22 protein-coding genes are annotated in these 26424 nt (G+C 68.5%); 16 read left to right on the forward strand and 6 right to left on the reverse strand.

What is annotated here, in order from left to right:
• Positions 1-520 precede the first annotated feature (520 nt).
• The 8 genes from ACFW6B_RS34105 (at position 521) to ACFW6B_RS34140 (ending at position 14160) form a co-directional block, all read left to right on the forward strand.
• A complete protein-coding gene (locus ACFW6B_RS34105) occupies positions 521-4060 on the forward strand; it encodes a LamG-like jellyroll fold domain-containing protein (RefSeq protein WP_386602348.1) in 3540 nt (1179 codons plus the stop codon).
• Between the two features lie 52 nt (positions 4061-4112).
• Complete coding sequence (locus ACFW6B_RS34110) at positions 4113-10718, forward strand: RHS repeat-associated core domain-containing protein (RefSeq protein WP_386602350.1); 6606 nt, start codon at positions 4113-4115, stop codon at positions 10716-10718.
• 1 nt (position 10719) lies between these two features.
• The gene (locus ACFW6B_RS34115; RefSeq protein ID WP_386602352.1) at positions 10720-10983 is read left to right on the forward strand and encodes a hypothetical protein; all 264 of its coding nucleotides are present in this window, start codon (positions 10720-10722) and stop codon (positions 10981-10983) included.
• 554 nt (positions 10984-11537) lie between these two features.
• A complete protein-coding gene (locus ACFW6B_RS34120; protein WP_386602354.1) occupies positions 11538-11708 on the forward strand; it encodes a helix-turn-helix transcriptional regulator in 171 nt (56 codons plus the stop codon).
• An 8-nt stretch (positions 11709-11716) separates the two neighbouring features.
• A complete protein-coding gene (locus ACFW6B_RS34125; RefSeq protein WP_386602356.1) occupies positions 11717-12784 on the forward strand; it encodes a transcriptional regulator in 1068 nt (355 codons plus the stop codon).
• Positions 12785-12941: 157 nt separating this feature from the next.
• Positions 12942-13280 carry a hypothetical protein gene (locus ACFW6B_RS34130; RefSeq protein WP_386602358.1) on the forward strand — a complete coding sequence of 113 codons (339 nt, stop codon included), beginning with the start codon at positions 12942-12944 and terminating at the stop codon, positions 13278-13280.
• Entirely contained in the window at positions 13273-13560 is a 288-nt protein-coding gene (locus ACFW6B_RS34135) for a hypothetical protein (protein WP_386602360.1), read from the forward strand. Before ACFW6B_RS34130 ends, ACFW6B_RS34135 begins: the two co-directional genes overlap by 8 nt.
• A gap of 243 nt (positions 13561-13803) precedes the next feature.
• Positions 13804-14160: a hypothetical protein gene (locus ACFW6B_RS34140; protein ID WP_386602362.1), complete on the forward strand. Its 357-nt coding sequence runs from the start codon at positions 13804-13806 to the stop codon at positions 14158-14160.
• Here ACFW6B_RS34140 and ACFW6B_RS34145 read toward each other — a convergent pair.
• Positions 14150-14970 (reverse strand): IS5 family transposase gene (locus tag ACFW6B_RS34145; protein WP_386602364.1). Its coding sequence is split into 2 segments (ribosomal slippage): positions 14150-14628 and positions 14628-14970, totalling 822 coding nucleotides; the frame shifts between segments, so codons are not numbered across the junction. The genes ACFW6B_RS34140 and ACFW6B_RS34145 overlap by 11 nt on opposite strands.
• Before the next feature lie 373 nt (positions 14971-15343).
• Here ACFW6B_RS34145 and ACFW6B_RS34150 point away from each other — a divergent pair.
• The 6 genes from ACFW6B_RS34150 (at position 15344) to ACFW6B_RS34175 (ending at position 19655) form a co-directional block, all read left to right on the forward strand.
• Positions 15344-15604 carry a thiamine-binding protein gene (locus ACFW6B_RS34150; protein ID WP_386602366.1) on the forward strand — a complete coding sequence of 87 codons (261 nt, stop codon included), beginning with the start codon at positions 15344-15346 and terminating at the stop codon, positions 15602-15604.
• On the forward strand, positions 15601-15969 hold the full coding sequence (locus ACFW6B_RS34155; RefSeq protein WP_386602368.1) for a helix-turn-helix domain-containing protein: 369 nt from the start codon (positions 15601-15603) through the stop codon (positions 15967-15969). Before ACFW6B_RS34150 ends, ACFW6B_RS34155 begins: the two co-directional genes overlap by 4 nt.
• Positions 15970-16278: 309 nt before the next feature.
• Positions 16279-16839 carry a 2-oxo-4-hydroxy-4-carboxy-5-ureidoimidazoline decarboxylase gene (gene uraD / locus ACFW6B_RS34160; protein ID WP_386602370.1) on the forward strand — a complete coding sequence of 187 codons (561 nt, stop codon included), beginning with the start codon at positions 16279-16281 and terminating at the stop codon, positions 16837-16839.
• Entirely contained in the window at positions 16836-17243 is a 408-nt protein-coding gene (uraH, locus tag ACFW6B_RS34165) for a hydroxyisourate hydrolase (RefSeq protein WP_386602372.1), read from the forward strand. Before uraD ends, uraH begins: the two co-directional genes overlap by 4 nt.
• A 5-nt stretch (positions 17244-17248) precedes the next feature.
• Positions 17249-18196, forward strand: a complete 948-nt coding sequence (gene pucL / locus ACFW6B_RS34170) for a factor-independent urate hydroxylase (RefSeq protein ID WP_386602374.1) — start codon at positions 17249-17251, stop codon at positions 18194-18196.
• 76 nt (positions 18197-18272) lie between these two features.
• Positions 18273-19655, forward strand: a complete 1383-nt coding sequence (locus ACFW6B_RS34175; RefSeq protein ID WP_386602376.1) for an 8-oxoguanine deaminase — start codon at positions 18273-18275, stop codon at positions 19653-19655.
• A 108-nt stretch (positions 19656-19763) separates the two neighbouring features.
• On the opposite strand, the gene ACFW6B_RS34180 is transcribed toward ACFW6B_RS34175, so the two are convergent.
• Positions 19764-20579, reverse strand: a complete 816-nt coding sequence (locus ACFW6B_RS34180; protein ID WP_386602378.1) for a chitosanase — start codon at positions 20577-20579, stop codon at positions 19764-19766.
• A gap of 180 nt (positions 20580-20759) precedes the next feature.
• Entirely contained in the window at positions 20760-22271 is a 1512-nt protein-coding gene (locus tag ACFW6B_RS34185; protein WP_386602426.1) for an MFS transporter, read from the reverse strand.
• 123 nt (positions 22272-22394) lie between these two features.
• On the opposite strand from ACFW6B_RS34185, the gene ACFW6B_RS34190 reads away from it, so the two are divergent.
• On the forward strand, positions 22395-22796 hold the full coding sequence (locus ACFW6B_RS34190; RefSeq protein WP_386602380.1) for a winged helix-turn-helix transcriptional regulator: 402 nt from the start codon (positions 22395-22397) through the stop codon (positions 22794-22796).
• A gap of 73 nt (positions 22797-22869) precedes the next feature.
• Here the strand turns inward: ACFW6B_RS34190 and ACFW6B_RS34195 are convergent, their stop codons facing one another.
• The 3 genes from ACFW6B_RS34195 to ACFW6B_RS34205 form a co-directional block, all read right to left on the reverse strand.
• Positions 22870-23505 (reverse strand): hypothetical protein, encoded by a 636-nt coding sequence (locus ACFW6B_RS34195; protein ID WP_386602382.1) that lies wholly within the window; start codon positions 23503-23505, stop codon positions 22870-22872.
• A gap of 71 nt (positions 23506-23576) precedes the next feature.
• The gene (locus ACFW6B_RS34200; protein WP_386602384.1) at positions 23577-24245 is read right to left on the reverse strand and encodes a histidine phosphatase family protein; all 669 of its coding nucleotides are present in this window, start codon (positions 24243-24245) and stop codon (positions 23577-23579) included.
• Between the two features lie 112 nt (positions 24246-24357).
• Positions 24358-25575, reverse strand: a complete 1218-nt coding sequence (locus ACFW6B_RS34205; protein WP_386602386.1) for a pyridoxal phosphate-dependent aminotransferase — start codon at positions 25573-25575, stop codon at positions 24358-24360.
• A gap of 85 nt (positions 25576-25660) precedes the next feature.
• On the opposite strand from ACFW6B_RS34205, the gene ACFW6B_RS34210 reads away from it, so the two are divergent.
• Complete coding sequence (locus tag ACFW6B_RS34210) at positions 25661-26299, forward strand: winged helix-turn-helix transcriptional regulator (protein ID WP_386602388.1); 639 nt, start codon at positions 25661-25663, stop codon at positions 26297-26299.
• Positions 26300-26424: the final 125 nt, after the last annotated feature.

A 26424-nucleotide genomic window follows, 5' to 3' on the forward strand; every position in this document is an offset into this window, starting at 1 on the left:
GTCGTGGGCACTCCTTCGAGGGGCGGGCAGGCAGAAGCCGTCCATGACGGCATCCTGCCCGCTACACTCCCACCGCTCGACGTTTCCCCAGGTCAAGCCACGAAGTACTGCTGGAGTACTAGCCGGGCACCGGGCTCCTCGTGCCCCACCGCCGCACCCTGGGCGGGGAGCCGCCCGAGTGGAAGTGGGGGTGGGGCCGCTCGCGCGAACAGGTCCGCACCCGCGTCGAGCAGCCGCCCGGGATCGGGGTGCCGACTGTGGCGTACCGGGGGTGGCGAGGGCTGGAGATCCTGGCGCGTCAGCGTTGTGTGTCGGGTGTCACATTCCGGAATGCCTCACTCGCTACCGTATGCCCGCTCTCGGGTCGAATCGGGAGCATCGATTTTAAAGTCAAGCGCATATAAAGTCGCGCGAAACGATCTTCATGGAATTTTCAGATTGTGGGCGTTGCGTGGTGAGTAGAAGCAGGCGTCGCTGGAGAGCGGCGCGAGGGACGGCGTCAACGGGCTTAGCGCTGTTGATGCTTGCCGGTTTATCCGCGGAAGTTCTCTCGGGCGGAGCGGCGGCGGCCGCAGCCGAAGAGGAGGCCGAGGCGCGCGAAGTCGCATCCAGCACGCCCGCGGACGAGGCAGGGCGTGGCAAGGCTTTCTGGGAGGACGATGCTCTTCCTGAAAAGTCGGCGGAGGAAGTGGCTTCGGCGAAGGCCGTGTCATCGGGTGGTCGGGTTGAGGTGGAGAGCCTGACGAACGAGTCGAATCAGGTCTTCGCGAACGCTGACGGCACCTTCATGCTGGAGTCCTCGCCGGTACCTGAACGGGTCCGCAAAGGTGATGGCTGGCAGTCGATCGATACGACTTTGGTCGAGCGCGACGACGGGCTGCTCGTTCCGAAGGCGGCACAGGATGTCGCCCTGTCGGGCGGGGGTGCTCAGGCGCCGCTCGTGAAGATCACTCGTGACGGCAAGACCTATGAACTCGGGTCGCCGTGGGCGCTGCCCGCACCGAAGTTCTCCGGGTCGATGGCCACCTATGAATCTGTGCGTCCAGATGTTGACCTGGTGGTCCAGGTACGCCCGGACGGATTCACCCAGAACCTGGTGCTGCACACGCGCGCGGCGGCCGCGGATCCGGCGCTGAAGTCGATCCGCTTCCCCGTCAAGACCACCGGGCTGTCTGTCAAGACATCGGATTCCGGCAGCATTTCCCTGGTCGACAGGGGTGGGCACGCGGTGTTCTCCAGCAGTGCCGCCCTGATGTGGGACTCCGGCAAGGCCCCGGCTGAGACTTCCAGTGCCCGTACCGCGACGGTCGGTTCAAGCGGTGCGGACAGTCCTGTGACTCCGGACCCGACCTCCCGGACAGCGGTGGCAGACATCGATGTCATGGAGGGTGCCCTGACGGTTACTCCGGACCAGAAGTTCCTCACCGCGGCCGACACCGCCTACCCGGTTGTCGTCGACCCGCCGTCGGTCAGCGCGACGCTGACCGGCTGGACGACGCTGTGGTCCAACTCGTCCAACACGTCGTTCTGGAAGACCTCGCACGCACTGGGCGTCGGTTATGACGCCTACGTCGACAACAAGAAGTCCAAGTCGCTCTTCCAGTTCGACACCCGCCGGGTCGCCGGCAAGAAGATCCTCCGCGCATCCTTCACCGGCTACGAGATCTGGTCGGCGAACTGCACGAAGAAGGACATCAGCCTTTACCGGACGAGCACGATCTCCTCGAGTACGACGTGGAACTCGAAGGTGTCCTGGGGCTCGCCGGTCGACACGGTGTCGGCAGCCAAGGGCTTCTCCAGCAGTTGCCCCGACGGTGATGTCGAATTCGATGCCACCGCGGCCGTTGCCTACACCGCCAAGGCGAAGGCGACGACGACAACGCTTGGCCTGCAGGCCAGCGAGAGCGACCCGATCGCGTGGAAGCAGTTCATGTCTCCCACGGACGATGCCGCCACCACGTCACGTAAGCCCCGCCTTTCGATCACCTACGTGACCCCTCCGGCCAATGCTCCGTCTTCAGTGAAGTTGTCGGACCCGGTCACGTCATGCTCGGCCTCGACCAGTCCCGCGGTGATCCGGGACACCACGCCGCGCATGAGTGCGACCCCCAGCGGCGGAGACGGCGGAAACAGCATTCTGCGCCCGAACTTCGAGCTGTATGACGGCAGCACCAAGCTCACCGTGACTCAGCCCAGTGCCTGGACGGGCAGCGGTACGGCAGGCACCACGCCGACCCCCACCCTGACCAGCACACACACGTATCACTTCCGGGCGCGCACGGAATACCGCTATGACTTCAATGGCTGGCACTACCTGACCGGCCCGTGGTCGAGCTACTGCTACTTCAAGGTCGACGCGACGGCTCCGCCCAAGCCGACCGTCAACTCGGTGGAGTACCCTGCGTGCGCGGGCACGACATGCGGCGCTTCTCCCGAAACGGGCAGCGTCGGTATGACCGGTACCTTCAAGATCAACTCTGGTGCGACGGATGTGCGCCGCTACGACCTCTGGCTCAACGGCGTGCTGTTGGAGAGCAAGAAGTTCACGGTCAACACACCCACCTACGAGCGGAAGGTCGCGCCGACCAAGCGGGGATCGAACACCCTGCGCGTCCAGACCTTCGACGCGGCCGGCAACCCCAGCGCGTCCAATGACTACCTGTTCAACGTGGCCAAGGCAGCGGACCCGATCGGTGTCTGGAAGTTCGACGAGAACACCGGAACCGCCGCGGCGAACGCAGCGGGCAGCAGCAACGGCATGACGCTGACCAAGGCGTCCTGGAACCCTCAAGCCCGTCTTGGCTCGGGCCTGCACACCGATGGCAACACGTCCGCAGCCACATCGGGCCCAGTCGTGGACACCGCCGGCAGCTTCTCGGTCTCCGCGTGGGCCAAGCTGGATCGCCGGGATGCCACAGCCACGGTCGCAACTCAGGCCGGTTCCAAAGTCGGCGCCTTCCAGCTGTACTACTCCTCAGCAGCAGACCGGTGGATCTTCAACCGGTACGGGGCGGACGTCGCGACCGACACTCCCGTCATCGTGCGAGCCCAGTCCACGCGCCCAGGAGTGATCGGCGCATGGACTCACCTGTTGGCGGTGTACGACCGTGACGCCCAGCAGCTGAAGCTCTACGTCAATGGACGGCTGGAAGCGACCACCGCCTACACCACTCCCTGGGCGTCCAACGGGGCGTTCGAGGTCGGCCGTTTCCGAGGAACGGGCGGTCCCTCCAGCTACTTCTTCGGCGACCTCGACCAGGTGCAGGCATGGAACCGTGTCGTCTTCCCCGATGAACTGTGGGCGCAGACGAACATGGAGAACCCGGACACCGGTCACCCACAGGCGGCGCTGCTGGCGAAATGGGCCATGGACGAGTCCACCGGCAGCACCGCCAAGGACAGCTCGAACCGCGGCAACGATCTGCAGCTTCAGCCCGGCGCCTCCTTTGCCGCCGCCGAGGACCCGGCGCACGGCAACGTCCTGAGCATGAGTTCCGGGGCGACCAGCTACGCGACGTCCGCAGTGGCACTCGATGAATCCGGCAGCTTCACGGTGGCCGGCTGGGTGAACCTGGACAGCGAACAACTGGAGAACACTGCGTCGGCCTACTCGCCCACCGTTTTCTCCCACCCCGGAGCACAGCGCAACGCATTTCGCCTGTGGTACCGGCAGGAGATCGACGAGCAGGTCGGCGACTGGAACTTCGGCGCTTACGAGACGGATGTTCTCGACGGACCTGCCGCGACCATCACTTCGGACGAGGTCAACCCGCCCGGCAACTGGATCCATGTGGCGGGCGTATACGACTCGGTCAACCAGTCGATCAAGCTCTACCTTGCGGGTGAGCGTCAGGGCGCCGAGGACGGTGTGCTGGTGAACACCATCTTCCAGTCCGACCAGCCCATGATGACCGGCCGCTCGCGGCGGCACGACAACGGGACGATGGGCAATTCCCTGTTCGGCCAGGTCGATGACCTGCAGGTCTACGCAGGTGTCCTGTCCGATGCCGAGATCAGTCAGCTCGCCACTGTGGACGAACCTCCGATCGACATCGGCTGAGCACGCGCCGCAACGGCACCCCACCACTCACCAGCAACGAACGCACGGAGGTGTGCCGGGCGACAGTCCGGCACACCCCGAAATCCTTGATGTGGAGAACCCAGTGAACGGGCATAGATTAGTGCTGTCCAGATGGGCATGGCACAGGGCGAGCCGCCGCCGACTGGCGGCAATCACCTTGCCGCTGTCGGCAGTTGTCGTCGCGGGCCTGCTCAGCGCCACGCCTGTACAGGCGAAAGAGCGAGAGCATGCCGCATTACAGAAAGCCAAGTTCGGCAAGGCCGAACCCTTCAAGGCCAAGATTCCGAAACTCGGCGATCCCACGGTCGACGCGGCCAAGCAGACTCGTGCCAAGGCGGCCCACGCACCGAAGTGGCCCGATGCCGCCACCGTGACCGTCGAGGTACCCGACTCTGCGACACAGCACGTCAAGGCCACTGGTCTGCCGATCACTCTGGCTCAGCCGAAACGTTTCACGGCAACGAAGGCCTCACGTGGCGCCGTGAACGCGAAGCCAGCTCCGGACCAGGCCCGGGTGAAGGTTCTGGACCGGGCGGCAGCGAGCAAGCTGGGCATCGACGGTCTGGTCCTCACGATCAGCCGCGCCGACGGCGAGGCCGCGCCCGCCGGTGTGGGCGCGACCATCGACTACAGCGGCTTCGTGAACGCCTACAGCGGCAACTGGTCTTCCCGGCTGCGGATGGTGCAGCTGCCTGCCTGCGCGCTGACCACCCCGGACAAGGCCGCCTGCCGCACCACCACGCCGGTGCCGTCCTCCAACAACACCGAGAAGAACACCGTGACCGCGCAGGTCACCACTCCACAGACCAAGAGCGCGCAGGCAGCACCCGCCGTGCTCGCGCTCTCTGCCGGAACGTCTTCCGATCAGGGCACCTTCGGGGCGACCCCGCTGGAGGCCTCCTCCACCTGGAGTGCTGGCGGCTCCAACGGCGATTTCACCTGGAACTATCCCCTTGACGTCCCGCCGACTCCGGCGGGCCCGTCCCCGAACCTGTCCTTCGGGTACTCCGCGCAGAGCGTGGACGGCCACACTTCCTCCACCAGCGCCCAGCCCTCGTGGATCGGTGACGGCTTCGACCTGCCGGTTTCCTACGTGGAACGGTCTTACGGCAGCTGCGAGGACGACGGCCAGGACAAGAAGTACGACCAGTGCTGGAAGGAGGACAACGCTTCGCTCGTCCTCAACGGCAAGTCCACTCCGCTGGTCTGGAACGAGACCAAGAAGCAGTGGCGGCCCAAGAGCGACGACGGCGAGCGCGTCGTGCACAGCACTGGCGCCACCAACGGTGACGATGACGGCGAAACCTGGACGGTGACGTCGACCGACGGCACCCAGTACGTCTTTGGGAAGAACCGGCTGCCCGGCTGGACGACCGGCAAAGCCGAAACCGAATCGGTATGGACCGTGCCGGTCTTCGGCGACGACTCCGGTGAACCCGGCTACTCCAGCGGTAGCGCCTTCGCCGACCGTGCCAAGACCCAGGCCTGGCGGTGGAACCTCGACTACGTCGTTGACCCGCACGGCAACGTCATGACCTACTGGTACGACAAGGAGAGCAACTCCTACGCCAAGAACGGCACCACCGGCAACGGCACCGCGTACACCGCTGGCGGCCATCTCAAGCGCATCGACTACGGCCAGCGCTACGACGCCGCCAAGGACACGGTCTTCGCCACCCCGCCCGCCGCGCGCGTGAACTTCACCACCGCCGGGCGCTGCATCCCCGTCACCGGAGGCGAGACCTGCGGCTCTCTGACGTCCAGCAACCGCAACGCCTGGCCCGACGTGCCCTTCGACCAGATCTGCAAGGCCGACACTCCTTGCACCGACCAGCCCGCCCCGTCCTTCTTCTCCCGCAAGCGTCTCACCGACGTGACCACCCAGGTCTACAAGGGAACCGGTACCGGTGCGGACACCGACTACCGCGATGTCAACAACTGGCACCTGGAACAGTCGTTCCCCGACCCGGGGGATGGCTCGAACGCGGGACTGTGGCTGAAGTCCATCCAGCACACCGGCCTGGTCGGCACGGACATCCAGATGAAGCCGGTCAACTTCACCGGCATCCAGCTCAACAACCGCGTCGACAAGATCGGCGACGATGTCGCTCCCTACATCAAGTGGCGTGTGCGCAAGGTGACATCGGAGACCGGCTCGGTCCTGACGGTGAACTACTCCGGCGAGGAGTGCATCGCCGGAACCAACATCCCCGCCAAGCCGGACGACAACACCAAGCGTTGCTACCCGGTGAAATGGATCCCGCCGTCCAATCCGACTCCGGGCACCGACCCCCAGCCACGCACCGACTGGTTCAACAAGTACGTCGTCACCCAGGTCACCGAGTCCGACCCGACCGGCGGCTCGCCGCTGAAGGAGACGGACTACACCTACAGCGGCGGAGGCGCATGGGCCTACGACGACGAATCGCCCATCACCCCGGCAAAGTACCGCACCTGGGGCATCTGGCGCGGCTACCAGAAGGTCACCACCACCACCGGTGAAGCCGCCGGCGTCCGGTCCAAGAGCACTGTCCTCTACTACCGGGGCATGGACGGCGACAAGCAGTCCGACGGCAGCACCCGCAAGGAGACCGTCACCGACTCGAAGGGCACGGCCAAGACCGACTCCGAGCAGTTCGCCGGCCAGCAGCGCGAGCAGATTACCTACAACGGCACCGACGGCGCCGAAATATCCGGCAGCATCACTACCCCCTGGTCACAGACCACCGCCACCGACACACACTCCTACGGCACGGTCAACGCCTACATGGTGCGCACCGCCAACACCGTCACGCGCACAGCCATCACGGGCGGCGGGGATCTGACGTCGAAGAACACCACGACGTACGACCCCACCAGCGGTCTGGCGCTGACGGCCGAGACAGACGCGGCCGGCACCAAGGATTGCACCCTCACCGAGTACGCCACCAACACCAGCGCATGGATCCTCTCCCTGCCCAAGAAGGTGGAAAAGGTATCGGTCGGCTGCACCGAGACCCCCAAGCGCACCGACGACCCGAAGACCACCGATGTCATCTCCGATATTCGGACCTCCTACGACGGGCAGAGCTGGGGCAAGGCGCCGACCCAGGGCGAAATCAGCACCATCGAGCGCGTGACCGGGTACAACACTGACAGCACCCCCAAGCTGCAGACCGTGGCCACGTTCGCCTACGACGATCTCGGCCGCCCCACGGACTCCTGGGACACCAACCACACCCGTACCAAGCATGCGGAATACACCCCGGCAGCCGGGGGGCCGCTCACCAAGCAGGTGGAGAGGAACGCCCTCGACCACGCGGTGACCACTGAGATCATCCCGGACTGGGGCGTGAACGCCGCCAGCGTCGACCCCAACCTCCACCGAACCGAAATGGCCTACGACGGACTGGGCCGACTGACCGACGTCTGGTTCGCCGACCGCGACCGCACCACGCAGACACCGAGCCAGAAGTTCGAGTACAAGGTCCAGAACACGGCCGCCTCGTGGGTTGCCAGCAAGTCGCTCAACAACGACGGCACCACCTACCAGACCAGCTACGCGATCTACGACGCGCTCCTGCGGCCACGCCAGTCCCAGAGTCCTGCCGCTGTCGGTGGCGGCCGCGTCATCACCGAGAAGAAGTACGACACGCGAGGCCTGGAAGTCGCGACCGCGACGGACTACATCGACACCACGGCGCCCTCAGGCGGACTGGAAACACTGAAGACCGCCGCGCCGGCGGGGACGGAGACGGTCTTCGACGGCGCGGGCCGTCCCACCATCGAGAAGACCCTTGCCCAGGGCAAGGAATTCTCACGGACCAAGACCACCTACAACGGGGACTCCACCCTGGTTGAGCCTCCCGCAGGAGCCTCGGCGATCCTGGAAAAGGCCGACGCCCGCGGTCGGACCGTGGAGAAACTCCAATACGACGGCAACACGGCCAGCACCGACTTCAACAAACTGACCTACGGCTACGACCACGCCGACCGGCTGACCAGTGTCAAGGACAGCGACACCAACGCCAACACCTGGACCTACGGATACGACTTCCTCGGCCGCAAGATCAGCAGCAGTGACCCGGACTCAGGAGCCGGTACAACCGAATACAACGACCTCGACCAGATCATCGCCACCACCGACGGACGCAAAGCCAACACCCTCGCCTACACCTACGACCTGATCGGCCGCCGCACCGGTGAACTCGACGGCCGTATCCCCCTCGTCGACGGCAAGCCCGTCATCGACGACACCAAGTACCTGGCCCGCTGGACCTACGACACCGTAGCCATCGGTCACCCGACCTCCTCCATCCGTTACGTCGGAGGAAAGAGCGGCCAGGTCTATGCCAGCACCGCTGCGGCCTACGACTCGCTCTACCGGGTCCTCAAGGAGCAGTACACGGTCAGCAAGTCCGAAGGAGCCCTCGCTGGCACTGGCACCTGGACCATCGGCAACGCCTACAACCTCGACGGCACCCTGCAAAAGCGCACCATCCCCGCCATGGGCGGACTCGCAGAGGAAAAGCTGAACTACGGGTACACCGACCAGCGCCTCCCGGACACCCTCGGCGGCTTGACGGGCATCGTCCAGAACACCGACTACCTGCCTGCTGGCGAACAGATCCGCACCACTCTCGGCGTCTCCTCGACCGCCAAGTGGACTGACGTCGATACTTCGTACGAGGCTGGCACCAAGCGCCTGGCCCGGCAGACCGTCAAGTCTGAATCCCGCACGGGTACGGACTCGGACGTCTACTACCGCTACGACCTGGCCGGCAACCCCATCGAGGTCGACGAACGCGCCACCTCACCGGGTGACAAACAATGCTTCATCTACGACGGATACCGGCGTCTGAAGACCGCCTGGACCTCCACCGCGAACTGCACCACCACACCTCCCACCAAGGACCAGGTCGGCGGGGCGGCCCCGTACTGGCAGTCCTTCACCTACGACGCTGCCGGTAACCGCAAGACCGTCACCGACCAGCTCGCCACCGGCGGACCGGCCACCACCACCTACAACTACAAGACAGCCGACCAGCCGCGCCCTCACGCACTCTCCTCCACCGAAACGAAGAACGCTGCCGGTACGAAGACCGGCGCCAGCAGCTACACCTATGACGGCGCGGGCAACACCCAGACCCGCACCCTCGACAACCAGACGCAGAAACTCGACTGGGGACTTGAAGGCGGCCTCGCATCGGTCACCGCAGCCGACAAGACCACGACGTCGTTCCTCGACGACGCGGACGGCAACCGGCTCATCCGCCGCGATTCCACCGGCACCACCCTCTACCTGGGTGAAACCGAACTCCGGCTGGACAAGGCCAGCGGCACCGTCGTAGCAACCCGCTACTACAGCCACAACGGCAAAACGGTCGCCGTACGGACCCCGACCGGCCTGACCTGGATCACCAGCGACCACAATGGCACCGGCAACGTCCAGATAGATGCCGCCACGCAGGCCCTCACCAGGCGACAGAGCATGCCGTTCGGGGAGCAGCGGGGAAGCGGTGCAACAACGGCCTGGGTCGGTGACAGGGGCTTTGTCGGAGGCACCCAGGACCCCACCGGCCTCACACACCTGGGAGCCCGCGACTACGACCCGGCCACCGGCAGATTCGTCAGCGTCGACCCGGTCGCGGACTTCAAGGACCCGCAACAGATCAACGGCTATGCGTACAGCAGCAACAACCCCGTCAGCTTCGCAGACCCTGACGGAAAGTTCTTCGACCCGATCTTCGGGCTGATCATCGCCGTCGTCGTCATCGTTGCCGTAACGATCAACTACATGAAAAGCGGCGGCGGGTCTTCCAGCTCCGGCGGCATGACCTCACAGGGAAGCGCTAACTACGGATACGGATCAGGTGGAGGCGGCGGAACAGATTGCAGCGCGACCTACCCGGCCTACAAGCCCGGCTGCAATACCAACGTTGAACCCGCGGACCCGCGTGCCCAGGGCAGCTTCAAAGACTTCGGGCAAGGACTTCTCGTCGGCGCAGGCGGCGTCACCGCCGATACCGCGGACCTTGCGTACATGGCCGCCGTTCCGTGGTGCAGCTGGACCGACCGCGGCTGCCACCCGAACCGTGACGATTACGACAAACTCGTCAAGGAACACGGCCTGGAGAAGGACAACAAGGCTTACGACGCTGGCGATGGTGCTGCTCAGGTGGCCGAGTTCCTCACCGGCATCGTGGGCCTTGCCAAGGGAATCGGGAAGGCGCTCCTGAAGGGCGCGGCCAAAGCGCGTCCGGGAGGCAGCCTCAAGGATGTCAACCCGTCAGGTTCACAGACCAACTGTGCGAAATGCGCCGTGGCCACCGACGACCGCCTTCAGGGGAAAAATTCGGTGGCGGGGGACGGTGGCTACACTGACGCCAGTGCCCTCGAGGCGCACTATGGATCGACCTTCAAGGCGACAAGCGGGCGTGACGGCATAGCTGGTGAACTGTTGAAGAGGGGGGATGGCGCGCGCGGTATTGTGTACGGATTCGACACCGATGGTGCCGGAAACATCCCATACCCCGGCCATTTCTTCAACGCGGTGAATGACGGAGGAAACGTCAAGTTCCTCGACGGCCAGACCGGCGGTTATGCCGTGCTGAATTGGGAGTACTACGACTTCATGTATACGGGTGGAGGGAAGTAGGGTGCAGAAGCAAGAGGCGGCGCGTCTGGCTGAGGAATTCGGCAGGTCTAATATTTCCAAGTGGGATGAATTGGGATGTAGCATTCATCCTGCCGACCGGTTGTACCTGCCCGGCCACTACGTATTTGCCTATCCGCCGAGCGCGGAGAGCGGTGCGCGGCTGGGCGGGAACTGGCCCATCGTCGTGAACGAGCGGACCGGTGAGTGCCGATTTGTGCGAGGGGTCGACGAGTACATGAAGCTGAAAGCGGCTCGTCCACTGTAGGTTTCCGCAGTCGAGGGGTCGGCCGGCCCCCAACCCCTGAAGCGCTACGACAGGTCCACCTCGGGTCCTGTTGAACCGGCACGTTCCACTTGCCATGATGTCCAGATCTTGATCGGAAACACGAAAGTTTCTTCTGAGCTGGGACGATGGGGCCTGTCGAAGGCCTCTGTCGTCTCAGCAGGAAGGCGCTTTCTGCATGTAGGCCGTGGGGTCGCGCTCCAGGCTTGTCGCCTCAACCAACGGCCACGGGGTGGTCAACCATGCAGGCCCCGTCTGCTGACTGATCTCGCCGATACCACCGGCTTGACTGCCGCGTTCACCGACGTCCGGTGCCGCCTTCGGCCACGCGGCACCGGACAGGACCCGGGCAGGACCGCAGTGGACCTGGTCCGGCGAAGCTGCCCGACCGGCGAGGGACCCCACTCGCTCAGGCTCCGGTCCTGCCGGAGCCCGGCCCGCCGAGTGATGGGGCACCCCTTGTGGGCGGGTGCCTGCCGGATCGCCCCAGTTGATGTGCCGGCCGGGCGTACCGTGGAGTGGGAGGTGGTGAGTTGATGACCACGGAGTTGGCTGACAACGTCCGCAGGTACCGGCGTCGCGCGGGGATGAGCCAGGAGGAACTCGCCCATGCCGCAAGCGTATCGCCGGGCACAGTGCGCAAGGCCGAGCAGGGCGGCACCATCCGCATGGAGACCTTGCACACGCTGCCCGCGCGCTGGGGGTGACCACGGCCGTGCTGATGGCCTCGGATGCGCCGGAGCCCGTGGGGCGGGCCGAGGAGCCGAACCGGGTCAATCTGATCCAGCTCCGCGCCGCGCTCACCCCGGCCGTCGGGCTCGTGGACCAGGACGCCAAAGCCGTGGCCGAGGAACCGAACCTGCGCATCTTCCGGCGGACGCTGCAAGACGCACGGGTGCTGTACTTCTCCGACAGCTACAAGAGCGTCGCGGCTCAACTGCCGGGCCTGCTGCATGATGTAGCACAAGCCGCCGCCTACTATGACGGCGGGGACGAGCACCGGCAGGCCCTGTTGGCCCGCGCCGAGGCGCTGCGTCTGGCCGGCACCTACCTCACCCAGGTACGGCAGTATGACATTGCGTATGCCGCTGTGCGTGGGGCCATCATGGACGCCCGTCAGGCCGGAGACATGCTTGCGGCGGGCTCCGGTGTCGGCTGCATGTGCTGGCTGTTGGTGAGGCAGGGACGGTTGGACGAGGCGGAACAGGTCGCCGCCCGGAGCATGGACGCGGTGGAGCCGAAGATCACCGGGGCCGAGCCGGACCACTACGCGGTGTGGGGCGGCCTGGCGATGGAGGCCGCTGCCGCAGCCGCGAGGAACAACCGTCCCGACGAGGCGAAGGAGTACCGTCAAGCCGCCCGGGTCGCGGCAACCGCGGTCGGGACGGCGCATCGCAACGTCTCCCGGCACTGGTCCGTCTTCGGGCCGGTCACCGTCGCGGTCAAGGCCCTCGAAGACTCCATGGTCATCGGCGACGCCCGCGCGGTGGTGCGCAAGGCAGGCGAGCAGGAGGAGTTGTCGCCCAAGGCGTGGAAGCGCTTGGGTAGGCCCAGTACCAACGACGGGAACCGCTTCACCCTCGACGTGGCGCGCGCCTACACCCGGACCGGCGACCTGTCCGCAGCCATGGACGAGTTGACCCGTGCCAGGGAAGCTGCTCCACAGTGGCTGCGGCACCAGAACGGGGCCGCCGAGACCATGCAGGAGATCCTGCGCAAGCGCAAGCGGACCCTCACGACGGAGATGCGCGAAATGGCCGACTATCTGGACGTTGTCGGGTAGCTGCCGCGCAGCGTGGTAGTTCGTGAACAAGGAGTTGCGAACTGCCACGGCCGCCATCTGGGGTGACGGTGAGTCAGTGTCTACGGTCAGTGTGTCCACCGTCAGTGACCCAGGCCGGGGGTGCCCAGTGAGCCAGCCCAGGAGTGATGCCGACCGCATGCGTCGCAGAGAGCTGTACGACGCCGCGTCGGGTCGAGGAGGTCCCCGCTTGCTGCCGTGGAGCAGCCCGGAAGGGAAGCCCTGCTACCTGAGCAGCGACGGCCGGGGCTACCTCTCGACCCTTGCCGACAGCATCGAAACGGTACAGCTCAGCATGGGCCAGGAGCTGTTGGACTACGCCCGCACCGCCACGGCACCTGGCGCGAAAGCTCTGTCGGCGACCGAATACCGCTGGCTGGCCTGCCGGTTGACCGAAGCCCTAGCGGCCGCGCTCAGGGTCGCGGACTCGCGCGGGCAGCGCATCCGGGATCAGGCAGAGGCGACCGAGGATGCCTGACTCTCCGAATGCCAGCGCACCAGTACGCAACTCCTCTCGGGGGCGCTACCGCTTCCGCGAGTACCACGTGACCACCGTCCCCGACCCCATGGCCCTGCCAGCGTTCGAAGCGGTCTGCGTCACCGGCGAAGAGCGCAACTGCGGTGCCACTTCAGGCACGCTGCACACCCCGGACGAACTGACCCGCCGGATCGCCGGACACTGCGCCCAGAGTGGCCACGAGCTGTACGAGCAGACCGCCCGCGCTCTCGTCCGCGCCGAACCCGGCGCATGGCAGTAGCGCCCCCTGTGCCGACACCAGGCCAGCGGCAGCGCGCCCGCGTGACCGGCGCCCCTGGCGGCAGCAACCACGGATTTCCACGCACAACCACGGACGCCAGCGGAACGCAAAACCTGCTCTGAGGGAATGTGTTCTGTTTCGGAATGAAAAGGGCGATCCGATTTAGACGTCGTTTCCTTTGGCTGAAGTCCGTGCTGTTGACCAGCGACGATGTGTGTCAGTGCTCTGTGAGAGCCTCCGGGCATGAGCTACGACTTGGCTGTGTGGGAAGGCGAGAGGCCGGCGGATGACAAGTCCGCTGGCCGGGTCTTCAGCGACCTGTACGACCGCTATATCGACAGCGAGGTCGAGGAGCCTCCGTCCGAACGCATAGCGGCATACGTCGCGGCGCTTCTTGAGCGGTGGTGCGACCTCACCGAGGACGAGAAGGACACTTCGCCCTGGTCGACCGGCCCGTTGATCGGCGAGGCCAGTGGTCCGTTGATCTACTTCCCGATGCGGTGGAGGATGGCCGAGGAGGCATCGGCCTACGCGGCAGCCGTGGCAGAGTCCATGGGTCTGGTCTGTTTCGACGTGCAGCAGGACCGGCTCAGGCCTTGAGCAGGGTCGCCAACCGGCGATAGCCGATGAGGGCTGCGGCTATGCCGACGAAGGCGAGGAAGTGCTCGGCCTTGCGCTCGTATCGACGGTGGAGCCGACGACAACCGGCGAGCCAGGACACGGTCCGTTCGACCACCCACCGGTGGCGGCCGAGACGTTGTGAGGACTCGATGCCCTTGCGTGCGATGCGGTGGCGGATGCCGCGTCCGCGGAGCCATCGATGCAGGTGGTCGTAGTCATAGCCCTTGTCTCCGTGGAGCTTGTGGGGGCGCCGTCGACGAGGTCCGCGTCGGGACCGGATCGGCGGGATGCCCCGCACGAGCGGTTCGAGACCGAGGCTGTCGTGCATGTTCGCGCCCGAGATGCCCAGTGAGAGCGGCAGTCCGTTCCGGTCGGTGATCAGGTGGATTTTCGATCCGGGCTTGCCACGGTCGGTCGGATTCGGTCCCGTCAGAGGCCCCCTTTTGCAGCCCGCATGCTGACGGAGTCGATCGCGCAGCGCGACCAGTCCAGTTCCCCACGGGCGCCGAGTTCGTCGAGGATGACGCGGTGGAGCCGAGCCCAGATCCGGGCCCGGCTCCACTGGGCGAAGCGTCGGTAGACCGTCTGCCAGCTTGCACCGAACACCGGCGGGAGCTGCCGCCAGGTACAGCCCGAGGTGGCCACGAAGATGATCGCGGCCAATGCTTCACGGTCACCCGCCCGGCGCCGGCCGCCGCCCTGCGGGCGTATGACCTCCGTCGGCGGTACCACCCGCCGAAACAGCATCCACAACTCGTCCGGCACCAGCCGCTCGACCAAATCCGTCATGCACGGCTCAACGAACGATCACGCCATAAGAAACGACGTCTTACTCGTCCCGCTTCTATGAGCAGATCTGGCGTCCAGTCATTGGCAAGGCCAAGCTCCCCAAGGGCGCCGGACCCCATGCTCTGTGGCACTCCTGCGCATCTCCGGTGATCGCTGCGGGCGAGTCCGTTAAGGTCGTATCGGAGCGACTGGGGCACACCGGCGGCGCGATGGCCTTGAACGTCTGCAGCCACCTCTTCCCAGAGTCGGAGGAATGGGCAAGGGCGGCGGTGGACCGGGCGCTCCGCGCGGTGACGGCAGAATGTGCCCTCGATGTTCCCTCTCAGTCGGAGGGTTGAGGAAACATGCAGGTCGGCGATGCCTTGGGGGCGCAGTGCGATTGAGAGTGGAGTTCACGACCGAGCCCTTCGATCTCGACGAGGCCCCGCGGCACGCCCTGGTCGCCCGGGAGGTCATCGAGGCGGCCGACCTGGACGCCGTGGACGTCGGCCCGTTCGGCAACACCGCGGAAGGCGGCGCGGACGCCGTGCTCACGGCCGTCGAGACCCTGCTGCGCCAGGTCCTGGAAGCGGGCGCCACCCGGGTCTCGCTCCAAGTCAACGTCGTCGAGGCGGCGGGGGAGGGCGGCAGGTGACCGGAATCGCGGACGACCCCTTCGCCGCGGCGGTCAGACCGCTGGTCGACGCCATGGGCGGCGAGATGCTGCCGCCCGGCCTGGCCGGTGCCGACGACGTCGTGCTGTCCTGGGAGGGCGAGGACGTCGTCGCCGTGCGTCTGCCCCAGCTCGCCGAATCGCTCGACCACATCCTTGCCGCCCTGGAGCGCAAGCGGGGCGTGCCGCTCGCCGAGCTCGACCGCAAGGCCAAGCAGGAGGTCGTGCGCATACTCGAGGCCCGGGGGGCCTTCTCCGTACGGCACGGCGTGGAGACCGTGGCGAGCGCGCTCGGAGTTTCCCGGTTCACCGTCTACAACTACCTGAATCGAGAAAAGGGCGTCTGACCGGCGCGGACGCGCCTCGCGGCGGGGGAGTCCGCCGGCCGCTGCCCACGCACGCCCCCTGTCACCCGTCGCCGACCGCCGCTCGCGATGCGCCCTCGTCGCCGTCCGCCGCTCACTCTCGCGCCCCTTTCACCGTCCGCCGCTCGCTCACGCGGCCCCGTCGCCGCCCGCGTGACCCGCCCGCCGCGCTCCGCCGTCACCCGCCGTCGCCTCCCGTAACCCGAAGTTTTCAACAAAGTGTTGACGTCGCTTCGTCCGAGGGCGTTAGCTGGCCGCAGCCCGTCCAGCACAACGCCACGGAGGCTTCCCATGACGTCGAGCACGGCATCCGGCGGCCTCGCCCGTTTCAACGGCCTGGAGGAGCCCGCGGCCCTCGCCGTCCTCCACGAGGTGTGCGCCTCCCGGGCGTGGGCCGAGCGGCTGCTCGCCGGCCGTCCCTACGCCACCACCGACGACCTGTACGCCGCGAGCGACGCCGCCACCGCCGCACTCACCACCGCCGGCCTGGCGGAGGCGATGGCCGGCCACCCGCCCATCGGACGGCCCAGGCCCGGCGACCCGGCCTCCTCGCGCGAGCAGCGCGGGATGGCCGGCGCCTCCGCGGAGCTCAAGGAGGAGATGCTCCGGCTGAACCTGGCCTACCAGGAGAAGTTCGGCCACGTCTTCCTCATCTGCGCCACCGGCCGGACCGGCGAGCAGATGCGTGACGCGGCCGAGGAGCGGATCGGCAACCCGGCCGAGCGGGAGCGCGAGATCGTCCGCGTCGAACTGGGGAAGATCAACCGCATCCGGCTCGGCCGTCTCGTGAGGGACCCCGTACAGGAGGAAGAGGCAGGGGGAAGAGGCATGAGGCAGGAGGAAGAGGCATGAGCACCGACACCACGGCCTCCGTGTCCACCCACGTCCTGGACACCAGCGCGGGCCGCCCCGCCCGGGGCGTCGCGGTCCGGATCGCCGCCCGCGCGGGACGCGAGGACGACTGGCGGGCGCTCGGCGGTTCCGCGACCGACGCGGACGGCCGGTGCAAGGACCTTCCGGCGCTTCCGGAGGGCACGACCCACGTGCGGCTCGACTTCGAGGTCGAGCGGTACTTCGAGCAGGATCCGGCGACGACGGCACAGCGAGCCGATGCGCGGCAGGACGCCCCCGCGAACCGGGGCGGCGGGACGTTCTTCCCCGAGGTGACGGTCACCTTCGCCGTCAGGCCGGGCGAGCACCACCACGTACCGCTGCTGCTCAGCCCGTTCGGCTACTCCGTCTACCGAGGGAGCTAGCAGAGATGACCGAACCTTCCCGCAAGGGCCGCCCGGTGCTCCTGGGCCAGAACCAGTACGGCAAGGCCGAGACCCGCGTCGTCAGGATCACCCGCGACGGCGCCACGCACCACATCAAGGACCTGAACGTGTCCGTCGCGCTGAGCGGGGACATGGACGAGGTCCACCTCTCCGGCTCCAACGCCAACGTCCTGCCGACGGACACCACCAAGAACACGGTGTACGCCTTCGCCAAGGAGCACGGCATCGAGTCCGCCGAGCGGTTCGGCATCCATCTGGCCCGGCACTTCGTGACCGGCCAGGAGCCGATCCACAGGGCGCGCATCCGGATCGAGGAGTACGCCTGGGAGCGCATCGAGGTCCAGGACGCCGCTTCCCGGGCCGTCGGCGCGGACCGGCCGAGGCATTCCTTCGTCCGCAAGGGCCAGGAGACGCGGGTCACCCAGATCACCTACGACGGCGAGACGTGGGAGGTCGTCTCCGGCCTGAAGGACCTCGTCGTGATGAACTCGACGGACTCCGAGTTCTGGGGCTACGTCAAGGACAGGTACACGACGCTCCAGGAGGCCCACGACCGCATCCTGGCCACCCGGGTCTCCAGTCGCTGGCGCTTCGGCTGGACCGGCGACGAACAGCGGATGCCCGACTGGGACACGTCCTACGACGAGGCCAGGAAGCACATGCTCCAGGCCTTCGCGGACACCTACTCCCTCTCGCTCCAGCAGACCCTGTACGAGATGGGCGCGCGGATCGTCGAACACCGCGACGAGATCGACGAGGTCCGCCTCTCCCTCCCGAACCAGCACCACTTCCTGGTCGACCTCACGCCGTTCGGCCTCGAGAACGACAACGAGGTCTACTTCGCGGCCGACCGTCCGTACGGGCTCATCGAGGCCACCGTCCTGCGCGAGGGCCGCGAGCCGCGCATCCCGGTGGACCTGACCAACCTGTAGAACCGCCACCACGGACCCGGCCCCCACCCCGCCAGGCCCCGGGTCCGTCCGCCGACGGGAAGAACGAGGAACCGCAGTGCCAGTCCAGCGCATCGTCATCGAGAACTGCGCCATCGCGACCGTGGACGCGGACGACACCGAGCACGCCTCGGGGCACATCGTCGTCGCCGACAACAGGATCGAGTCGGTGGGTGCCGGAAAGGCCCCCGGGGACCTGGAGAACGTGGTGCGCCGCGTCGACGGCACCGGGCACCTGGCCACCCCCGGCCTGGTCAACACCCACCACCACTTCTACCAGTGGATCACCCGCGGCCTCGCCACGGACCACAACCTCTTCGACTGGCTCGTCGCGCTCTACCCCACCTGGGCGCGCATCGACGAGCCGATGGTCCACGCGGCCGCCCAGGGCTCCCTCGCGATGATGGCCCGCGGCGGCGTCACCACCGCCATGGACCACCACTACGTGTTCCCGAAGGGCACCGGAGACCTGTCCGGCGCGATCGTCCGGGCCGCCCGCGAGACCGGCGTCCGCCTCACCCTCGCCCGCGGCTCCATGGACCGCAGCCGCAAGGACGGCGGACTGCCGCCGGACTTCGCCGTCGAGACCCTCGAAGAGACGCTGGCCGCCACCGAGGCGACCGTCGACGAGTACCACGACGCCTCCTTCGACAGCATGACCCAGATCGCCGTCGCGCCCTGCTCGCCCTTCTCCGTCTCCACCGAACTCATGCGACAGGGAGCCGAGTTGGCCCGGCGCAAGGGGGTACGGCTGCACACGCACGGTTCGGAGACCGTCGAGGAGGAGCAGTTCTGCAAGGAACTGTTCGGCATGGGCCCCACCGACTACTTCGAGTCGACCGGCTGGCTCGGCGAGGACGTGTGGATGGCGCACTGCGTCCACATGAACGACTCCGACATCGCCGCCTTCGCCCGTACGGGGACGGGCGTGGCCCACTGCCCCTCCTCCAACGCCCGGCTGGCCGCGGGCATCGCCCGGGTACCCGACATGCTCGCGGCCGGCGTCCCGGTCGGCCTCGGCGTCGACGGCACCGCGTCCAACGAGTCCGGCGAACTCCACACCGAGCTGCGCAACGCCCTGCTGGTCAACCGGCTGGGCGCCCACCGCGAGGCGGCCCTGAACGCCCGCCAGGCACTGCGGCTCGGCACCTACGGAGGGGCTCAAGTCCTCGGCCGGGCGGGCCAGATCGGCTCCCTGGAGCCCGGCAAGCTCGCCGACCTCGTGCTGTGGAGGCTGGACACCCTGGCACACGCCTCGATCGCCGACCCGGTGGCGGCGCTCGTCCTCGGCGCCGCCGCGCCGGTCACGCTCTCGCTCGTGAACGGCCGTCCGGTCGTGGAGGACTCCCGTCTGCTGCACGTCGACGAGGACGCCGTCGCCCGTTCCACCCGGGACGAGGCACGGCGCCTCGCGCGGATCGCCCAGGGCGACCGACCGTAGTGACTCCGGCCGGGGAGAACGGCTTTCGGCCGCCGGCCGTGGACCCGGGCGAGGTCCACGGCCGGCGCCTGCGGGGCGCGCCCCGCAGCGGTTCCTCCTCCGCGCGGCTCAGCCGATGTGGTAACTGTCGCCGTAGACCTTCCAGTCCAGCGGTGTGTCGAGGTTCAGGTTCCGCCTGCGTACGAAGACCCGTTGCGCGGTGTCGACCCGGCTGGTGTCGGAGTGGGCCTCCTCCTGCTTCATGGCCCACACCCGGGCGTCGAGGAAGGCGTTCAGGTACGTCACCTCGTCGCCGCCCTGGGCCGGCGTCCTGGCCTTCGCCAGGGCGCGCCGCCGTATGCTGCCGAAGCTGGTGCTGTCGCCGCCGTCGCCGTGCATCACGATGGCGTCGTAGTACGTGAACTGGCCGAGGGCGCCGATCCCGTCCGACTTGCCCTGCCGGACGGCGGGGTCGAAGTAGACGCGGTCCCGCTCGTCGTTCTGGGCCTGCTGGAACGCGGTGTCCTGGGCGGCCCGGCGCCAGTCGGCGGGGAAGCCCGGGTCCAGGCCGTCGTGCGAGTCGCTGCCGTCGACCTCGCGCAGCGCGGGCAGGTACTTGGCCAGGACGTTCCCGGGCTTGCGCCGCGCGTACAGCTCGACGAGTTCGAGCATGTCGTGGGTGCCCGAGCAGAAGCCGATGATCCCGGCGGTGTAGCCCCGCCCGTCGCCGATGTCCTCGATGTACTTGTACTGCGCCTTCCAGTCCAGCGAGGAGTTCTCGGCGCTGGAGACCAGCTTCATGGCGATCTCCTTCTTCGCCGGGTCGTCCAGGGCTGCCGGCGAGGCGGTCGCGGCCTGGACGGCGACCAGGGGGCCTGCCACCAGCGCGGCTCCGGCCAGGACGAGCAGGGTGCGACGTGACGTGCCTGTGTGGGGGGTGCGCACGGTACCTCCGATGGGGGAGTGATGTGGCCGTGTACTGTTAGGAAAGTTTCCTACCAGAGTTGGGGGACGGCGTACACCCTAAAGAACGAGGGGAGTTGGCACTCCGGGGGGTTCGGGTCTGGGTTCGGGCCTGGGGCCGGGTCTGAGGCCGGGGCCGACTCCGGCTCCGGCCGGTGCGGGCTACCGTACGGCAGGCTCGGTCCGCCGCCCGTGGTGCTCGTCCGCCGGAGGCGCCGGGGAGGCGGAGGGGGCGGAGGAGGCCGAGGAGGCCCGCCGGGGCCGCAGCATGACGGCGGTCAGGGCCAGCGCGGTGGCCGCGACGGCCGAGGCGGCCGTGAGCGCCAGCCCGTAGCCGTCCGCCGTGGCCGCGACGACGTGCCCGCCCGCGCCGGTCAGCTCTTCGGTGCGGCTCGCCGCCAGGGTGGTCAGCACGGCCAGCCCCAGTGAACCACCCACCACCTGCGTGGTGTTGAAGAGTCCGGAGGCCAGACCGGCGTCCTCCGCGCCGGCGTCCGACATGGCGAGCCCCGTCACGGCGGGCATCGCGGCCGCGAACCCCACGGAGAGCAGGAGCAGCGGGGGCAGCACGTCGGTGACGTACGCGCCCTCGGCCGGAGCCCGGCCGAACAGGGCCAGGCCCGCCGTGATGAGCGCGAGTCCGGCGAGCAGGACGCGGTACGGGCCGAAGCGGGCGATCGCCGGCGCCGACAGGGTCAGCATCAGCACGCCGATGGTGACCGGCGCGGGCAGGAACGCCGTACCGGTGAGCAACTCGCCGTAGCCGAGGACGCGTTGGAGGTAGAGCGCGCCGAGGTACTGGAAGCCGTACATCCCGGCCACCATCAGGATCTGCACGCCGTTCGCGCTCGTCAGGGTCCGCGAGCGGAACAGCCGCAGCCGCAGCAGGGGGCGGGCGGCCCGCGACTGACGGAGGGTGAAGCCGGCGAACAGGGCGAGGGCGAGCGCGCCGAGGGCGACGGTGTCGCCGGGGTCCCGTTCCCCGGCGCCCACGATCGCGTACACCATCAGCATCAGGGCGCCGGTCACCAGGGCGGCGCTGGGATAGTCCGCTCCGCCGCCGAGGCCCGTCCCCTCGTCCGGCGCGAGGATCCGCAGGGCGGCGACCAGGGCCACCACGCCGATCGGCAGGTTGATCAGGAAGATCCAGTGCCAGTTCAGGGCCTGCGTCAGCGCTCCGCCGAGGAAGGTGCCGAGGGCTCCGCCGGCGGCGCCGACCGCGCTGAACACCGCGATGGCACGGCCCTGTTCACGCGGCTCGGGGAAGAGCGCCACCAACATGCCGAGGACCACGGCCGAGGCCATCGCCCCGCCGACGCCCTGGAGGGCGCGGGCCGCGACCAGCACGCCCTGGCTGTCGGCGAGCCCGCACAGCACGGACGCGACGGTGAACACGGCGAGCCCGGCCGTGAACATCCGCTTGCGGCCCAGCAGATCGCCGAGCCTGCCGGCGAGCAGCAGCAGCCCGCCGAACGGGATCAGATAGGCGTTCACGACCCAGGCGAGTCCGGGCGCGGAGAAGCCGAGGTCGCTCTGGACGGCGGGCATGGCGACGGTGACGATGTTCCCGTCCAGGACGGTCATGAGGATGCCCGCGCACAGGACGACGAGTGAGGCCCACCGTGAGTGTGCGCGTGGCGTCGACGACCTCGCCGGTTCGGTGCGGGACGGCATGACGGTGACCTCCGTGTTCTCCGTGGGACCGCTGCGGTCCCACGGGAGTTCTCCCTTGGTGCACGACTTGTAACGGGGTTCATCGTGGGTGACCATGGGGGACCGGCATAAGGAGGCACTTCGATGTCCCAGGGGAACACCGGTGTTACCTCGCAGGCAGTGCTCGCGCAGGCGTGCCCGGTCCGCGAGGTTCTTGACAGGGTCGCCGGGAAATGGAGCGTGCTGATCATCGTGGCCGCCGCGCACGGCCCGATCCGCTTCACCGAACTGGAGCGCAGCATCGAGGGGATCAGCCGCCGCATGCTGACGCTGACCCTGCGCAACCTGGAGCGCGACGGTCTCGTCACCCGGACCGTTCACCCGACGGTGCCGCCGAAGGTCGAGTACGAACTCACTCCGGTCGCCCGCGAGTTGCACGCGACGCTGCTCTCCCTGACCGACTGGGCCGAGCGGCACCGCGTCAAGATCGCCGAGTCCCGCGCGGCCTACGACGCCGAGCACCGGCCGGAACTGGTCGACGCGTAGACCGCGCGGCGGCGTGGTCCACGGGGGGCCGGGGTCCGAAAGGGCCCGGGCCGTCGTCCTCGGCGCGCGCCGCTCACGTCCGCCGGGGTGAGGCCAGAACGTACCGGACGCCCGTGCGCGGCTGTGTGTGCTCGCCGGTCTGCCAGCCCGCCTCCTCCAGGGTGGCCGCGCAGGCCCGCAGCGCCCCGGCGTCGGGCTCGTGCACGGCGACGGCCTCGGGCTGAGGTGTCGCCCGTATCCGGTACCCGCCGCCCTCCGCGTCGGCGGGCCGGTGCCCCGCCGCCTCCAGCGCGAGCGCGGCGGCCTGCACCAGATGCTTGCGCTCCCACGGGCACGGAAGGTCCGTCGCGCCGTCGGGACGGGTCATCCGGCGCAGCTCCAGGAGCCCCTGCCAGGCGCCGCGCACCTCCCTGAGCCGGGCGGGACCCTCCTCGACCCCCTCCTCGCCGCCGATCCGCGCCGCGAAGGCCCCGGACGCGGCAGGGGCGGGCTCCTCCGCGGGTGCGGCCGGCCCGGGGCCCCCGGGCGCGTCCCGCAGCCGGTGCCCGGCCGGTGTCAGGAAGTGGTCGTGCGGGGGACGGGGATGACGGAAGGCGAGCCCGCGTTTCACCAGCGCGGTGAGCTGGGCCTCCGTGCCCTTCAGCCGCCCGGTCACGGGGTCGGCCGCCTCGACGGCGCGCCGCTGCGCGGCGGTCGGCGGTCGTGTCACGGCGCGCTCCCTCCGTCGTCCGGTGGTGCCACGGCGCTCGGGGTGTCCGCGAAGTACCGCCCGGCCGCGGCTCAGTGTTCCTCCGCCCCCTCTCCGGCCGGGGAGGCCGGGGAGGCCGGGGAGGAGGAGCCATGGGAACAGTACGCGCCGGGTCTGACATTCCAGCCCGCCACCACGTGTCGGCGGTGCTCGGTGCCGATCCGGCTCATCGTCCCGGTGGCGAGCTGGAAGACGGCGCCGGACCGGGCGCTCAGACCGAGCCGCCGCGCGGTCAGCACCCGGAGGAAGTGACCGTGCGAGACGACGACCACGCTGCCCTCCGCCTCGGCGAGCGCCGCGTCGATCCTGGCCAGCACCCGTTCGGCGCGTACCCCGACCTCCTCCGGGCTCTCCCCCGGGTGTTCGGGCGGTCCGGGGGCGACGCCGTCGGTGAACAGGAACCAGTCGGGCCGGTCCCGGTGGATCTCGACGGTCGTGACCCCCTCGTACCCGCCGTAGTCCCACTCGCGCAGGTCCGCGTCGACGCGCGCGTGGCCGATCCCGGCCAGCTCGGCGGTCTCCCGCGCCCGGCTCATCGGGCTGACGAACGCGGCCGCGATGTGGTGCCGGGCGATCAGCGGACGGAGCCGCCGCGCCTGCTCGCGGCCGTTGTCGGTCAGCGGGACGTCGGTCGACCCCGTGTGCCGCCCGGACATCGACCACTCGGTCTCACCGTGCCGTACGAGGAGCAGGTCACCCATCGTCGCGCCCTTTCCTTCCCTGAATCCGCCGTCGTCCCTCGTACGGTGCCACCGGGCGGGCGCGGCCGCAGCACCGGGTCCCCCGGTCGGACCCCGGCGGCCCGGTGGGGGATCAGACCTTCTCCTGCCGGTACCCGTTCAGGAACCGCCCGATCCGGCTGATCGCCGCGTCCAGGTCGTCGGCGTGCGGCAGGGTGAGGATGCGGAAGTGGTCGGGGCGCGGCCAGTTGAAGCCGGTGCCCTGCACGACCTGGATCTTCTCGCGCAGCAGCAGGTCCAGGACGAACTTCTCGTCGTCGTGGATCGGGTACACGGCGGGGTCGATGCGCGGGAACGCGTACAGCGCGCCCTTGGGCTTGACGCACGAGACGCCGGGGATCTCGTTGAGCCTCTCCCAGGCCCGGTCGCGCTGTTCCCGCAGCCGTCCGCCGGGCGCGGTCAGCTCGTGGATCGACTGGCGGCCGCCGAGCGCGGCCTGGATGGCGTACTGGGCCGGGGCGTTGGCGCACAGCCGCATCGAGGCCAGCATCGTCAGCCCCTCCAGATAGTCCCGGGCGTGCTGCTTGGGGCCCGTGACGACCAGCCAGCCGGAACGGAAGCCGGCCACGCGATACGTCTTGGACAGCCCGCAGAAGGTGAGGACCACCAGGTCGGGGGCGAGGGCGGCGGCCGAGTGGTGCACGGCGTCGTCGTAGAGGATCTGGTCGTAGATCTCGTCGGCGAGCACCATCAGGCCGTGCCGGCGGGCGAGATCGAGGATGCCCTCGACGATCTCCTTCGGATAGACCGCGCCCGTCGGGTTGTTGGGGTTGATGATGACGACCGCGCGGGTCCGGTCGGTGATCTTCGACGCCATGTCCTCCAGGTCCGGGTACCAGTCGGACCGTTCGTCGCAGAGGTAGTGCACGGCCTTGCCCCCGGCGAGCGTGGTCACCGCCGTCCAGAGCGGGAAGTCCGGTGCGGGGATGAGGACTTCGTCGCCGTCCTCGACCAGCGCCTGTACGGCCATGGAGATCAGCTCCGAGACGCCGTTGCCGAGGAAGACGTCGTCCACGCCGACGTCCAGGCCCCGGTCCTGGTAGCGCTGGGCGACGGCCCGGCGGGCGGACAGGATGCCGCGCGAGTCGGTGTAACCGTGCGCCCGGGGCAGCATCCGGATCATGTCCTGGAGGATCTCCTCCGGCGCCTCGAAGCCGAAGAGGGCGGGGTTGCCGGTGTTCAGGCGCAGCACGCTGTGGCCCGCCGCCTCCAGTGCGTCGGCGTGCTCGATCACCGGGCCGCGGATCTCGTAACAGACCTCACTGAGCTTGCTCGACTGCCGGAACTCCATGCGCTGCGCCCCTCCGGTTGTGGTGTTGCTTGGTTTTACCAAGTAGGAGCTTGGAAAGTCCAACAAGATAGCTAGACTGCGTCACATGTCACCGCGCCGAAGCTACGACCAGTACTGTTCCGCCGCCCGCGCCCTCGACGCCGTCGGAGACCGGTGGACCCTCCTGATCGTCCGCGAACTGCTCGGCGGACCGCGCCGGTACACCGATCTGCACGCCGATCTGCCGGGCGTCAGCACCGACGTCCTCGCCTCCCGGCTCAAGGACATGGAGCGCGACGGACTGTCCACGAGGCGCCGGCTGCCGCCTCCGGGTGCGGCCTACGTGTACGAACTCACCGCCCGTGGAAGGGATCTGCTGCCCGTCCTGCAGGCGCTGGGGGAGTGGGGCGGGCCCGCGCTGGGCGAGCGGCGGCCCACCGACGCCGTACGGGCCCACTGGTCCGCGCTGCCGCTGCTGCGCGGCCTCGACGCCGCCGGGGCGGGCGAGGGACTGGTCGAAGTCCGCCTGGAAGAGGGCCTGTTCCACGTGTGGCTCGGTGCCGGGGACGGGCCGCTGTACGGCGACGGACCCGCGCCGCGCGAGCCGGACGCCCGGCTGGCCCCGGACGCGCGCACGTGCGAGGCGCTGAACCGGGGAACCCTGACCCTGCTCGACGCCCTGCGCGGGCGGAGCGTGGAGGTGACGGGCGAGGGCCCCCTCGCCAAGGCCCTCCGCGAGGCGTGAACTCCCGGGGCGGGCGCCCAGCGGGACAGAGGCCCGCGCCCTGTAGGACAGAGGCCCGGGGCCACACCGGCGTCCGCGCTGAGGCGCGCCCCGAGCACGCCCAGAGCGTTTGGCGGCGCGGGCAG

This window comes from Streptomyces sp. NPDC058751 (genome assembly GCF_042746485.1).
Taxonomy (GTDB): Bacteria; Actinomycetota; Actinomycetes; order Streptomycetales; family Streptomycetaceae; genus Streptomyces.

Bases quoted from the DNA above. Each gene is read 5' to 3' on its own strand.
- ACFW6B_RS34105 (WP_386602348.1), top strand. From the start codon at position 521: ATGCTTGCCGGTTTATCCGCGGAAGTTCTCTCGGGCGGAGCGGCGGCG.
- ACFW6B_RS34120 (WP_386602354.1), top strand. From the start codon at position 11,538: ATGACCACGGAGTTGGCTGACAACGTCCGCAGGTACCGGCGTCGCGCG.
- ACFW6B_RS34130 (WP_386602358.1), top strand. From the start codon at position 12,942: ATGCGTCGCAGAGAGCTGTACGACGCCGCGTCGGGTCGAGGAGGTCCC.
- ACFW6B_RS34135 (WP_386602360.1), top strand. From the start codon at position 13,273: ATGCCTGACTCTCCGAATGCCAGCGCACCAGTACGCAACTCCTCTCGG.
- ACFW6B_RS34140 (WP_386602362.1), top strand. From the start codon at position 13,804: ATGAGCTACGACTTGGCTGTGTGGGAAGGCGAGAGGCCGGCGGATGAC.
- uraD (WP_386602370.1), top strand. From the start codon at position 16,279: ATGACGTCGAGCACGGCATCCGGCGGCCTCGCCCGTTTCAACGGCCTG.
- uraH (WP_386602372.1), top strand. From the start codon at position 16,836: ATGAGCACCGACACCACGGCCTCCGTGTCCACCCACGTCCTGGACACC.
- pucL (WP_386602374.1), top strand. From the start codon at position 17,249: ATGACCGAACCTTCCCGCAAGGGCCGCCCGGTGCTCCTGGGCCAGAAC.
- ACFW6B_RS34185 (WP_386602426.1), bottom strand. From the start codon at position 22,271: ATGCCGTCCCGCACCGAACCGGCGAGGTCGTCGACGCCACGCGCACAC.
- ACFW6B_RS34190 (WP_386602380.1), top strand. From the start codon at position 22,395: ATGTCCCAGGGGAACACCGGTGTTACCTCGCAGGCAGTGCTCGCGCAG.
- ACFW6B_RS34200 (WP_386602384.1), bottom strand. From the start codon at position 24,245: ATGGGTGACCTGCTCCTCGTACGGCACGGTGAGACCGAGTGGTCGATG.
- ACFW6B_RS34205 (WP_386602386.1), bottom strand. From the start codon at position 25,575: ATGGAGTTCCGGCAGTCGAGCAAGCTCAGTGAGGTCTGTTACGAGATC.
- ACFW6B_RS34210 (WP_386602388.1), top strand. From the start codon at position 25,661: ATGTCACCGCGCCGAAGCTACGACCAGTACTGTTCCGCCGCCCGCGCC.